This window comes from Flavitalea antarctica (assembly GCF_054461535.1).
The window spans coordinates 1-14,115 of the sequence record NZ_JBTLQG010000018.1; the positions used below are offsets into that span (position 1 = coordinate 1).

Below are 14,115 nucleotides of genomic sequence, written 5' to 3' on the forward strand. Positions count from 1 at the left end.
TGGAGTTCATAAGTTCTTTCTGTTACCAAACGACTAAGCTCTTCTGTGAACAGTTTCTGCTCCGTTATGTCAAGTACGATACCCACGAATTTTTGGGGTTCACCGTAGCTATCATACATCCCTCTTCCTGAAGATTTTAGCCAACGGAACCCACCATTTTGCAAATTTGCACGGAATTCAACGTTGTAGATGGAACGATCCCTGATGACGTTTTCGACTTCCTGTTCCATTCTAATCTGATCTTTCTTTGAAACAAGTGACACGAAACTTTCAAGGCTGACAGACTCGTCAGGTGAATATCCGAAGGTTTCATTTAGCTGGAGTGAACCTGAAACAAGTTTCGTTTTAAAATCATATTCAAAGGAGCCTAGTTTCCCAGCCTCAAGAGCCAGATGCAAGCGGTCCGTCGTACTCTGTAATAATTCTTCTGCCTGTTTCAAATTCTCAATGTCAGTTGCAGATCCAAACCAACCAAACACTTTGCCGGTGGAATCTTTTACAGGAACATTCCTGCCAATAAACCAACGATAATCCCCATTTACGTTTCTTAGCCTATACTCCGTATCAAATATCTGCCCGGTTGCAAGCGCAGTATTCCATACCTGTTTCGATTCGTGGGCATCGTCAGTATGTACTATCGCTTCCCATCCTGAACCATAGGATTGTTCATACGTCAACCCTGAATATTCGTACCATCCCTTGTTGAAGTAGTTGGCCTCCCCTTTTTCATTGTTAGCCCATATAACCTGTGGAACTGCATTAGTTAAGGTGCGAAAACGCTCTTCGCTGATGCGGAGTGCCCTTTCTGCCCGCGCTCTTTCAATCCGTATATAAACCCGGGACGCAACCTCTACAAGCAATTCCAGTTCATCAGCTTGCCATCCTTCGTTTTCCTGGCGGCCAACACTCAGTAAGAACGTCCACCGTGTATCTTCCAGAAGGGGGACCTCTACCATTGATCCAATACCTAACTGGGATAGCAGCTCCGTTGAATTCTGCAAAATCCCGTTATCCTCGTTTGCGATAATTACAGACATTGTGCCTGCAGCATATCGTTCCCGTCCTGCAGGTGTAAGTATTTCAGATATAGGATGAACACCTGCCATGCTCTTTGTCTTTTCGTCCCTACGTAATTCGTAAACCACATTTATCCGGTCTGCATCATTATCTACAAATGCAAGGGCACATCTTGACAGGTCAAGATGATTGAACAGCCGCTTTCCAATTTGCTCCATAATTTCGTCGATCTGAAGCAGCGGGGCGAAATCCAGGTTTATCTCTGCTAAAAAGGCAAGATTAGCTTCACGACGCTTACGGCCGGTAATGTCTCTGGCGATCGTAGAGACGCCAATTACCTGATCAAGGGCATTCATGACAGGAGACATCACGACTTCAAGTTCCATATGTTGTCCATCTTTATGTGCCCGCACCGTATCAAAAACAGCAACCTTCCTGCTATGCTCAACTATATCAATTTTGTTAAGTATTTTAATGAAGTCTTTAGGAAGGGTTAAGAGAGTCAGGTTTTTTCCAATTACTTCCTCCGCAGTGTACCCGTATAGCTTTTCGGCTGACTTATTCCAACTTGTGATCTTTCTTTCAAAATCAATGGTGATGATAGAATCATTTGAGGTTTCTACAACAGAGGCGAGGAAAAATTTTGCTTCTTCTAATCGCCGCGCCTCCGTCAGATCGCGCATGATCTTTACAAAACCAAGTAGTTCTCCTTTGCCGTTCCGTAAGGGACTTAACGAACCTGAGCCCCAGAACATGGTGCCGTCTTTGCGTACATGCCAGCGTTCATTCTGGGCTCTACCCTCCCGGGCAGCCTTGTCTGCCTCTTTTATGGGTGCGCCATCACGCAAATCTTCTATTGTAAAAATCAAATCTCCGGACTTGCCTGTTATTTCGCTTTCCATGTAACCCATAATATTATGGGCTCCTATGCTCCAGCTAACAACCTTGCGATTTGGATCCAGTGTTAATATGGCATAATCCTGTGCACTTTCTATCAGCAGGCGCAAATATTCTTCAGATTGCTGCAACGCATTTTGAATCAGTTTGCGATTGGTGATATCAAAAAACGTCAATACAACTCCGTTAATCGTGTTCTCAAATGTACGGTAAGGCAACAGGCGCATTACGAAAGTTCTGTTATCTGTGGTGGATACCTCCCGTTCAATTGTTGCTAGTTTATTGAGTACAATTTCTGCATCCTGCATTAACTCATCATAAATTAATTTTGTGGTTATGTCGGTTACGGGGCGGCCAACATCTGACATCTTTAAATTAAAAATTTGTAACACTGCCGGGGTAAACAAACTTATAGCAAAACTCCGGTCAAGGAATATGGTTCCAACATCGGCAGAATTAATAAAGTTTCGGAGATTGTTACCTGTAATACCTAGTTCCTCAATCTTTACTTTAAGCTCCTGGTTTACGGTTCTTAGTTCCTCATTGATTGATTGTAGCTCTTCCTTACTTGTTTCTAATTCTTCCGCTGCAGACCGAAGCTCTTCATTCATGGCCTGAAGTTCCTCGTTCGATGCCTTCAATTCTTCGGACTGATATTCGTGCTGCTCAATGGAAGTTCGCAGATGCGTTTTAACCCGGTTAAGTTCATCCTCTAACTGTTTAGCGACCGGCTCAACGGAAGATAACACCACCTGTTCATTTTTAACGACGGTATCCAACTGTTCGAACGTTACCAGGATAAGGCCCTGCGAGGACTTGTCATCCTGGAAAACCGGCTGCACTTTTATATCTACTGCCTGGGGCTGCCCGCCCACTACCACGTTCAAGCCTCTCGCAGCAACCGTGGTTCTAGTTTGCAGCGCCTGGTGCAGTATAGAACGGAGCTCTAACCTGATCTCCGGCCTTATCAATTCAAGCAGGTTTTGTGTTGGAGTACCTCCTTTAAATTCCAGATATTTACCAACCTTTTCAGACATATGCACTATCTCGTAATCTTCATTAACGACGAGAGACGGTGGAGCATATTTTTCCAGTAGTTTTTGATGAAGTTCTCCGGAAGAAAAGCGATTCCCCGGAAGTATAGAGATATCATCGGGCTTTTTCCTTTCCTCGTTATTCAGGTATCTGAATCTGGGTACTGACTCCGGAATGGACCAGTTTCTGGATAAAACTTGTCTTGCTTTGAAAATATGATTTTCGCGGCTAACAGTAGAATATAATTCACTGACTCCTTCAACTGACTCAGAAGTGCCAAGAAAGAGAAATCCACCCGCCGCCAGGGTAAAGTGGAAAGTTTCCATTACCCTTTCCTGCGCAGTAGGGTTCAAATAAATAAGAACGTTTCTACAGCTAACCAGGTTCAATCTTGAAAAAGGGGGATCTTTTAAAAAATTATGAGTAGCGAAAAGAATCATCTCTCTTATTTCACGCCTGATGCGATAGCCCTCTCCTTCCGGAGTAAAAAAGCGCTGCAATCTATCCGGGGAAACATCAGCCGCATCATTGAGTGTATAATATCCTTCACGGGCTGTGGCAATGGCTGATTCATCAATGTCAGTGGCGAATATCTGAACCTTTGGTGAGTTTGGCGTTCCTTCCAATCGTTCTGCAAATAACATCGCGATTGAGTATGCTTCTTCGCCGGTTGCACATCCGGCGACCCATATTCTGACCTGGTCTTCCGGCTTTTTGTTTTGAAATACAAGGGGTATGACTTCATTTTCAAGCGCCTCAAACGGTTTGGCGTCACGAAAAAAATTAGTCACCGAAATAAGTAAGTCTTTTAGTAGTGCAGTAGACTCACCGCTGTTTTCGTTCACATATTTCGCATAAGCTGGCAGGTCGGGTAAATTCGTAATATTAATGCGGCGTTCAATGCGACGAAGTATAGTTGCGCGTTTGTAATTCGTGAAATCATGGCCGGTGTGAATACGTAATTGGGTAAATATCTGGCGCAGCGCTTGTTGATGCAGTTCGAAGCCCTGCAACGCCTCTAAATTAATTTGAACTGATCCAACACGATCTCTGCATGCTATTATTCTTGCAGGGATTTCCGCTACCGGCAACACTTCGTCAATTAACTCCGTGGCTATAGCGTTTCTTGGCATTTCATTAAATTCAGCCTCCCTTGGATTTTGAACAAACGCCATTCCGCCCATTTCTTTTATTCGCTTTAATCCCATTGAACCATTGGCGCCCGTGCCGGATAAAATAACGCAAACGCTTCTTTGGCCATGTGTGTCTGCCAGGTTACGAAAGAAAAGATCTACCGGCGATCTCCTGTCGTCGGTATTAATGTTAACAGAAGGTGCAATAAATCCGTCCTCAATGATAAGATGCTGATTAGGAGGCACTACATAAATGTGGTCCGGTTCCAGTATGGTTTTTTCAACAACCTGTTGCACCGGGATTGCCGATACAGCTTGTAATACTTCTGCCAGTTGACTATCATGGCTTGGTGAAAGATGAAGGATAACTACATAACAAACTCCAGACTGCCCTGGAACCTGTTCAAAAAACTTTCTCAGTGCCTGTATGCCACCAGCCGATGCGCCGATACCGGCAATCAAAAATTGATTAAGTTTTTCAGATGGCGCAGAATCATTGATGCCTTTTTCCATTTTCCTGTATTTTTCGGATTCCACACCATAGTAGTAAGCTTTTTGTGAGATCGAGTGGACGATATTTTTTTGAACGGGGTGTCTGCAGTAACCGGATCGCGAATTGCTTCCTCGTTAGTACTTTAAACTGGTATACAAGCTGTCAATGTTTTTGCCGGAATACTGTACAAGGTATGGCAAATAAATTCCATAACACTTAACCAATTTGGTCGTCTTGTTTAACTTCCGTCGATATGCTGTCGGGTGTTACTTGCTCGTGGTCGAAAACGGCGCGCCGCGTAAGCCTGGCCTGCTCTTCTGCCTCTTTGGCTTTTTTGAAATACATGGATGCCTGTGTTAATTGATTTTTTTCGGCATAATGATCACCCAGGTTATTCAAAAGTATAATGCTCTCCTCTATTCCACGTATCGCACTCCACAAGCTATTCTCGATATTTCCGGACAGAGAATTGAGCAAGGCAGCCGCAGAATATGCATGCCCGGTATGGCAGCGATAGCGGACAATATCACCATCGTTGATTGCTGCGAGCACACCATGACAATCGGGGCAGGCATACCGGGTTAGTTTACCAAGGCTGAGAATTCCAATTTCCAGACCAGGCTCCTCAACAGCAATTCTGACTTCTAACTCTGTTTTCTTGCTTTCTTCCATATCAACTTTTTTATCATCAATAACCCCAACCTGGGAAAGTTGAACTATTAAAGATCCCATTTCGGCCAAAGGCACCTGGTAGTCCACATGAACAGCTTTAAGCGCATTTGCGGGCATCGACGAAACTTCTGCATCCTGGGGGTCCTGCACAATCGCAATGCCTCCTCTGTTTTTTATCGTCCAGAGCCCGGCAGTTCCATCATCAAGGCCGCCTGATAAAACGATTCCTATTACCCGCGAACCATAGATCAACGCAGCGGAACGAAACAAAGGATCCACCGCTGGTCTGAAACGATTTTCTTTTGGGCCACGGGTCACCCTCACAACATCTTTTTCCAATACAAGATGCCGGTCTGGCGGTGCCACATAAATCCGGTTGAAAACAATCGGCTCGTTATCTATCGCATTCGCTGCAAATACCGTTTTTCCCCGGTTCAGTACCTGCGGTAGTATACCCGTGATATCGGGTGACATATGCCATACTATAAAAATTGCAGCATCCAGATCTGGTGGGAGATCAGCCACTAGTCTTTTGATGGCTTCGAATCCTCCGGCGGAAGCTCCAATTACGATTATATTTCTTTTTTCCATAGTCTTAGTTTAAAATATTGAGCAGAGCTTTTTGATACCAGGCGACTGCTGACTGGCGGCAACCTTAACATTACACTTAGCTATGGGGTAGCATCTTTGCAGGATGCTCTTCCTTTGTGTTGATTTTATCTGTTAGACAAAATCTACATTGATCACGCAGGAATCTCCCACGATGCGGATATATTTTCAGGATGGAGCTGTGTTCATCATCAGTTAAAATGTGCAATAATTTGTCGGCAGGAGCTCTTCCTGATAAGAATAAATTGAAGGATATCACGGCCCTACAACCTGGGAAGGATATGAAAGGTTGCTAGCTTATATTCAAACGTGAAACAGAATAACCCTATACTGATGATAATTGATTGATGATGCTGTAGCGGGAAATTGCAGTGCTAAAGGACACTTTTGATATAGTTGACATTTCCTAATTTATTGAATAACGATTGATGTGGTAAAACATATTGACTAGATTTATTTTGAATGGTTAATAAATTAAGATGTGATCAGATAAGACCAGGGATCAGCAGGATGAGCACACATTCCGGTCTGACTTTAGGACCGTTAACCTAATGCCTTATTCACCCCATTAGGGCGAAAGTTTGATTAAACAGTTTATTGTCGCCAGGTTTTGAGTGGAGGTTATTGACAAAGTGTGCATTAACACACTTCATTACCGTTGAAAAGAATGAACTATAAGGCTTGCTAAAAAATTTGACCGACTCCTTTCCTGGTGTTGTTGTAGGCATAGAGAAATATTTAATGACAATAGGATACCTCTTTTCAAACAAACATAAGAGGGCGACATTCATTTACTTGTGCATAACTCGGTCGAAGTGCCATGAATACTATAGACTGCAATATTCACACCATGGGTCATTGGTTCAGGAGAGTGCGACCCAACGAAGTGTAGAACCAGGTAAAGAAGCGTAAGAGGCTGAAAGGTAGTTAGCGCGTTGTTATTTATTCTCCGAAAGTACACCAGGTAGCTGCCTTTACTTGTTCCCGGTGCACCCAAACAAAAAATGCAAGTGTTGAAAACCAACTACTTGCATCTCTCTGTATTTTTTTACTTGTGCTGTTAGCGGAGAGCGAGGGATTCGAACCCCCGGAAACTTGCGCTTCAACGGTTTTCAAGACCGCCGCATTCGACCGCTCTGCCAGCTCTCCGGCGCGAAAATACAGTATGAATTCATTCCAAGGAAATTTTCAGAAAGAATAATGATTTTTTTTTGCGTGAATAATTCAGTAACAGTGAATTGTCTTAGCTATCAAAAAAAATTCAGGAATTAGCAAGGATTTCCTGTTCGCGTCTTTCTGTTGCCGTTTCAACCAAAAAAACACGTTGTGGGCCGCGGGAATAACATCTTGTATTACAAATTATATTTTGTAATTTCCTATACGATTGTCCACCTAAACATTAGATATGAATAAAAAGGTAACCGATGTGCTTTTGAGAAAAGGCAGCAATATCACAACAGTGGCGCCAAATGAAACAGTTATCGAGGCCCTGAAAATTATGGCAGATCAGAACATAGGGTCTGTGATGGTCATGGAAAATGGTAAATACATGGGGATCATGACGGAAAGGGATTACTCGAGAAAGGTGATTTTGAAAGGTAAGTCATCAACGCATACCGAAGTTTCGGAAATCATGTCTGATGATCTGCCCAGGGTAACTCCTAACGACAGCATTGACTATTGCATGAAACTGATGTCAGATAAAAACATCCGTTATCTCCCCGTGTTTGAAAATGACATGATTATCGGGATCATATCGATAAATGACGTAGTCAAAGAAACCATCCTGTCTCAACAGGAAACAATCACCCAGCTGAAGGATTATTTACATTCCAGCATGTAAACCATAAATTTTCTGAAATCAACAGATCTGAGGTACTGATAAACTTAACGGCTACCAGCAAATGCAGGTTCTGACCCTGTCAGGGCCTTGCATTTGAACTGGTTAACTGCCCATAGACCGTCTACAGAAAATTCATCACCGAATCTATTGATCAACGGTCTTTTCATTCACAGCTACCAGGTCACCAAGGTCAACGGTAATCGGCACCAATCCCAGTTTAACGACTGCTTTGCGGCCCTTAATTTCGATAACCTCCCCTACCTGGTGGTTTTTCTTCATCAGTACTTTCTGCCCCAACTGAATGTCGGCTTCAGACTGCTCATATTTAGAATTGATCTTTTTCTGTGCCTTGTCGGTAGATTGTTGCTGTTTCTGTTTGAACAACAACATCTGGAGTTGTTTGATCAGTTCATCTTTTTTGTCCTGGCCCGAAGCCTTACGCCAGTCAAACACAATCTGCTTGAGTTTCCTTTCCATATCCTTAAGGTAGGCAAGACGGTCTTCAGTAATCTGGTTTTGGTGTCGAAGCAGCTCAACCTGCTGGCTATGTTTTTCTTTGTTTATATACACTTCCATCTCCTTGCGGAGGCGTTCGTTTTCTTTTACCTGTTTCTGCAATTCCTTTTTTTCTTTATCAATGGTCTGCAGATCCTGTTCGGTGCGGTTGAGCAACTTGTCTAACCGGAAATGGCCCTCATCCACAAGGGCACGGGCGCGGTTGATCAGTTTGGGATCAAGTCCGATCCGCTCTGCAATTGAAAAGGTATAGGAACTGCCCGGTTTTCCAACAATCAGGCGGTACATTGGCAACAGGTTTTTTTCATCAAAAGCCATAGCACCGTTAACTATCCCGGGGGTCTTATTTGCCATTACCTTAAGGTTAAGATAATGCGTGGTTACTATCCCATAAGAATGCTTTTTCACCAGTTCTTCCAGTATAACTTCAGCAAAAGCTCCACCCAGGTTGGGATCACTGCCACTGCCCAGTTCATCTATAAAAAACAGGGTTCGGCCGTTCGCGCTTTCCATGAAATACTTCATGTTCTTCAGGTGGGAACTATAGGTAGATAATTCGAATTCCAGGCTTTGTGTATCCCCGATGTGAATCATGATTTGTTTGAAAATCCCCATCTCCGAATGATCCTGCACGGGAACCAGCAACCCACTCTGCACCATAAGCTGCAAAAGCCCCACGGTTTTGAGAGTAACTGTCTTACCACCCGCATTTGGACCGGAAATAACGAGAATGCGACTTTTCTCATCAAGTGTAAGGTTCACGGGGAAGGTTGGCTTTCCCGACTTCTTATTATAAAGAAGTAACAAGGGGTGATAGGCTGCAACAAGATGAATATGAGATCTGTCGACCAATATCGGGAGGTTGCCGTTCATATCGAAGGCAAGTTTTGCTTTTGCCTTTATGAAGTCATATTCGCCGAGTACATTATGGTAAGCCTTCAACAGGTCAGCAAACCGGGATAATTTCGCGGTAAGATCCCGCAGGATCCGGTAAACTTCCCGGCGTTCGTCGCTTTCCAGTGAATAGATCTCGTTATTAAGTTCGATCGTTTCTTCCGGCTCAATAAATGCGGTTTTCCTGGTATCACTTTCTCCATGAAGAATTCCTTTGACCTGTCTTTTTTGTTCAGCAAAAACGGCCACTACCCTGCGCCCATTTAAAAAAGCCTCCTCGATATCTGCTATATAGCCCGACTTCCCCAGCTTATTAATGATCTTATCAAACGTACGGCGCAACTCATTGCGGCGACGGTATAAACTCATCCGGATACGTGAAAGATCATCAGACGCATTATCCTTTACCTGGCCGCTTTCATCCAGTACCTGGTCGATCTCGTGAATGATCTGTTTTTCGTAATAAGTGTCCTTGATCACTTCCGCTAACGCAGGGTAAGCTATGCGTTTGTCGTTATCAAACCAACGGAAAATGCTTTGCAGGTTTTCAGCAAGTTTCCTGATATCGATGAATTGCTCACCCGTGAGTAATGCGCCGGGGATACCCAGCATCTTTAGTTCCTTTGACAGGTTGAGAATGTAATCAAGCGGAAAATACTGACCGTTTTGTACGATTACCTTGAATTCGTGCGTCTGGTTCAATTCAAGCTCGATAAATTCCTTGCGGGTATGAACACGCAATGATAAACTTTTGGTCTTCGCGTATTCGGTCTGGCAATGCGCTTCCAGTAACGCCTCAATTTTATCAAATTCCAATTGCACTAAAGCCGATTCGGGGAAAGCTCTGATCATCTGTTATTCGTACCTTTTAAGCCCGCAAAGCTACTAAAATCCGGCCAAAAGGGAGGGTGGGATTTGCCACCCGCACGTATCAGGGCATCTGTGAGTATCATTAACGGATCAGTAACAAGTGCTGATGAACCGTTCCCTGAAAAAATTCGTAACTCTGTTAATTGTTCGGTAAACGGGCTGTCCGTGAAAACCGCGTGATGCCTTTTGCTGTATATGTTATGCGTCCAAAGATGCTAAAAAAATGAAAAAGAACATGACCATCCTTCTTTCAGGAATTCTTGCACCTGTGCTGGCATTTTTTTCCTGCACTCAGACTGAAAATTCAAGCCCGGTTGCCACGACGAATCTGACCGCAGCAGTAAGTACTGTTGAAAACTTTTCTGGTATAAAAACCGATACTGCGACCTTTGGCACCGGATGTTTCTGGTGCACGGAAGCAATATTTCAGCAACTGGATGGTGTGCTCAAAGTAACTTCAGGTTATACCGGCGGACATGTAAAAAACCCAAGCTACGAACAGGTTTGTGAAGGAACCACCGGCCACGCTGAGGTAATACAAATGATCTATGATCCGGCGAAGATAACTTTTGACGAACTCCTGGAGGTATTCTGGGAAACCCATGATCCTACTACATTGAACAGGCAGGGCAATGACGTAGGCACACAATACCGGAGCGCCGTTTTTTATCATAACCAGGAACAAAAGTTGAAAGCAGAGAAGTATAAATCCGAACTGGACAAAAGCGGAGCATTCAGCAACAAGATCGTAACCGAAGTTACCCCGGCTTCTATGTTCTACAAAGCTGAAAATTATCATCAAAATTACTATAATCAGAACGGGTCACAGCCTTATTGCAATTTTGTGATCAGGCCAAAAATGGAGAAGTTTCAAAAGGTTTTTAAAGATAAGCTCAAGCATTAATAGTTCATAAAGAGATACCGGGGAGCCCATTAACGGCTTCTCATAGAGTTTTTTCAGTCTCATGAGTAAATAAAAGGTTGCTGCCTGTTGGTACGCAACCTTTTCCAATTATACACTACCCTGGTCATTATCATTTGGCTTGTGCAGGCTTTTTGGGTATTTTGGACATCCTGGAAAAAATGATATCTACAATGATTAAAAGAATTGGCATACTGGCCGCGTTTTCCCTTCTGTTATCCTTACACGTTAGTAGCCAATTAACAACCGGAATCCTGGGGGAACAGCGGCGAGCAGCCGTAATCGACGAGATACTGGCCGACCGGCTGAATAACCTGCTTCCTTCGTTGATGGAAAGGACCGGGATTGATATGTGGATAGTGATCAGCCGGGAGTATAATGAGGACCCGATCATTAAGACAATGTTGCCCGGCGACTGGCATGCAGCCCGCAGGCGCACAGTACTCCTTTTTTATAACCCCGGAAATAACAAACCTGTTGAAAAACTGGCTATCTCCAGGTACGATGTGGGAAAAACCATCAAGGCAGCCTGGGATATGAAAAAATACCCTGATCAATGGGATCAACTGGTCGCTCTCATAAATCAGTACAATCCAAAAAAAATTGCGCTGAACTATTCCAAAGATTTCGGTCATGCGGATGGCCTGACATATACCGAACACGGCGAATTGCTCAACAAACTTTCAAACGCTCAAAAATCAAAAGTGACCAGTGCGGAAAAACTTGCGGTTGCCTGGCTTGAGACGAGGACCGAAAAAGAAATGACCTTATACCCACAACTCATTCGTATTACTCATGATATAGTGAATGAAGGGTTTTCAGAAAAAATCATTACGCCTGGAGTCACGACTACTTCCGATGTCGAATGGTGGTTCCGCGATAAATTCCGTGCGCTGGGTGTTGACACATGGTTCCATCCTACCGTTGATATTCAAAGAAGTGATTCAACTTCATTCGATCATCTCCGCTCATTTTCCAGCCGGCCAGACCAGCAGGTTATTCTCCCGGGCGATCTTATTCATGTTGACATAGGCATTACTTACCTCCGGCTCAACACCGATGTTCAACAGCATGCCTATATACTCAAACCCGGAGAAACCGATGCACCTTCATTTTTAAAAGAAGCCTTTGCAAAAGGCAACCGCGTCCAGGACCTGCTAACCGGCAGTTTTAAGACAGGGAAGACTGGTAACCAAATCCTGGCAGACGCTCTTGCTGCCTGTCGGGCGCAGGGACTGGCTGCAACAATATATACACATCCGTTGGGTTACCACGGTCATGCCGCCGGACCAACTATCGGTATGTGGGACAACCAGGGAATAAAACCCGGCGACGGCGACTACCCCTTATATCCCCACACTGTGTATTCAATTGAGCTCAACTGCGCATCGGAAATACCGGCGTGGAAAAAAACAATCAGGATAATGCTGGAGGAGGACGGCTATTTTGATGGTCAAAACTTTCGTTATATCAATGGCAGGCAGAAAGAAATGTACCTGATCCCGAGACAGTAGTTTGTATTTGTAACGGTGTTTAAATAAGATGCTGGTTACTTTTCAATTCGTGCGTAGCGGAGTTCAAGCAGATTCAATCCATTGGGCTCAAACCCTTTTACATTTAATTGAACCAACCTGATCACCTCATCATACCATAGAGGTATCACCGGCGCGTCATCAATCACCATCTGGTCCATCTGCTGATAAAGCTTATTCCTGAGGCTGTCATTATTTTCTTCAAGTGCCTTTTCATACAAAGCATCAAAGGCCGGATTTCTATACCGGGTATAATTTGGTGGCGCAGGGTTCTTCCCATAAAAAACACTCAGGTAGTTTTCAGCTTCCGGATAATCCGCTATCCAACTGCCCCGAAAAAATAAAGCCTGGGATTTTGCCGTCTGTTCCAGCAATAAACTTTTCTGAATAACTTCTACCTGTACATCAATACCAACTTCTTCCAATTGTTTTGCGATAAAACTGCCAAGATCAGAATAAATAGGTACCGTGAGTAACCGCACCTGGGGTAAGTTACGCCCGCCTGGAAATCCTGCTTCGCTGAGCAACCTTCTTGCTTTTTCCGGGTTATAGGTGTAGCCTTTTACTACAGCAGTATCATATGCAGGGAGACCTGCCGGAATAAAGCCTGCCTCTGCCGGTATACCTATAGAATTACGCAGGTAAAGCATCATTTTCCTGCGATCAATACCATAATTCATTGCCTGCCTCACCTTTTTTGATCGCAATGGCGAGTAACGTCCGAATTCTCCTGAGCTATCCACCATGATACCCAGGTATTCTGTGTTGAGGTAAGGATGTTTTGAAAGCCTGATCTTTCCTTCCCACTCTTTTTTCAATATGCCTTTTTTGCTTAATACCTCATCTTTGAAAGAAGCGTCAAGATCATTGGTGAAATCAAGTTTGCCTTGCCTGAACAGGAGAAACTCGGTCGCCTTATTGTCATAAAATGTTGTTTTGATTGCGTCCAGGTATGGCAACCTTTTACCATTGCTGTCCACTTCAAAATATTTTTCATTTTTTAGCAAAACCATTACCTGGCCTTCTTCCCAGGTTTTCATTCTGAACGGACCGGTACCGCATGGATGACTCCGGAAATCTTTCTTCCACTTCTCCACCACTTCTCTTGGAACTATGGAACAATACTGCATACTTAACAATCCGAGAATGGGTGTAAATGGTCTGATCAGCGTTAACCGGAATGTGGAATCATCAGGCGCTTCGAAGCCGGTAATTTTGTCGACCCTGTTATTGAATATCCATGCGCCACTGCTGGCAACTGAAGGATCCATTATGCGTTGCAGGCTATACACCACATCAGCGGCAACCATCTTCCTGCCTTTTCCACCAGGGAAAACTTCATTATCGTGAAAATAAACATCAGGTCTCAGGTGAAACACATAGGTTTTGCGGTCTTCTGAAACGTCCCATCGGTAAGCCAGCGAAGGGCCAATATTGAGATCCTGGTTTGTTTCAACCAGCGTGTTGAATACCTGGTGAACGGCCCACATGATAGATTGATTTTTTGCAAAAGCAGGATCCATGCTTGCAATACCTGTTTGTTCATTATACCGGAAAACCATCTTTTCTTCACTTTCGCTCCCGCCACATGATGTTAATGCAAAACAAAAAATCAATACTAAAAAAGAAATATTTATACCTTTCATCCGTTAACTTTCGTTTTTTGGGTTCCGCCCTCGGTT

At 43.8% G+C, this 14,115-nt stretch carries 7 protein-coding genes and 1 tRNA gene; 3 read left to right on the top strand and 5 right to left on the bottom strand.

The genetic code is table 11. The features are described from left to right. The 3 genes from ACX0G7_RS16120 to ACX0G7_RS16130 all read right to left on the bottom strand — a co-directional run. Window positions 1-4,595: PAS domain S-box protein (locus tag ACX0G7_RS16120; protein WP_458924534.1), on the bottom strand; the 4,595-nt coding region annotated here is incomplete at its 3' end. Between the two features lie 196 nt (window positions 4,596-4,791). Continuing rightward, window positions 4,792-5,838: a chemotaxis protein CheB gene (locus tag ACX0G7_RS16125; RefSeq protein WP_458924535.1), complete on the bottom strand. Its 1,047-nt coding sequence runs from the start codon at window positions 5,836-5,838 to the stop codon at window positions 4,792-4,794. Between the two features lie 1,082 nt (window positions 5,839-6,920). Next, window positions 6,921-7,005 (bottom strand) — tRNA-Ser (locus ACX0G7_RS16130). Between the two features lie 256 nt (window positions 7,006-7,261). Between ACX0G7_RS16130 and ACX0G7_RS16135 the strand changes: the two genes are divergently transcribed. Further along, window positions 7,262-7,699 (top strand): CBS domain-containing protein, encoded by a 438-nt coding sequence (locus ACX0G7_RS16135; RefSeq protein ID WP_458924536.1) that lies wholly within the window; start codon window positions 7,262-7,264, stop codon window positions 7,697-7,699. A gap of 144 nt (window positions 7,700-7,843) precedes the next feature. On the opposite strand, the gene ACX0G7_RS16140 is transcribed toward ACX0G7_RS16135, so the two are convergent. Further along, window positions 7,844-9,958: an endonuclease MutS2 gene (locus ACX0G7_RS16140; RefSeq protein WP_458924615.1), complete on the bottom strand. Its 2,115-nt coding sequence runs from the start codon at window positions 9,956-9,958 to the stop codon at window positions 7,844-7,846. Window positions 9,959-10,202: 244 nt separating this feature from the next. Between ACX0G7_RS16140 and msrA the strand changes: the two genes are divergently transcribed. Beyond that, the gene (msrA, locus tag ACX0G7_RS16145) at window positions 10,203-10,883 is read left to right on the top strand and encodes a peptide-methionine (S)-S-oxide reductase MsrA (RefSeq protein ID WP_458924537.1); all 681 of its coding nucleotides are present in this window, start codon (window positions 10,203-10,205) and stop codon (window positions 10,881-10,883) included. Between the two features lie 191 nt (window positions 10,884-11,074). Further along, window positions 11,075-12,415, top strand: coding sequence for a M24 family metallopeptidase (locus ACX0G7_RS16150; RefSeq protein ID WP_458924538.1), 1,341 nt, complete (start codon window positions 11,075-11,077; stop codon window positions 12,413-12,415). 35 nt (window positions 12,416-12,450) lie between these two features. Here ACX0G7_RS16150 and ACX0G7_RS16155 read toward each other — a convergent pair whose 3' ends face one another. Then, on the bottom strand, window positions 12,451-14,079 hold the full coding sequence (locus ACX0G7_RS16155) for an ABC transporter substrate-binding protein (protein WP_458924539.1): 1,629 nt from the start codon (window positions 14,077-14,079) through the stop codon (window positions 12,451-12,453). Between the last annotated feature and the right edge of the window lie 36 nt (window positions 14,080-14,115).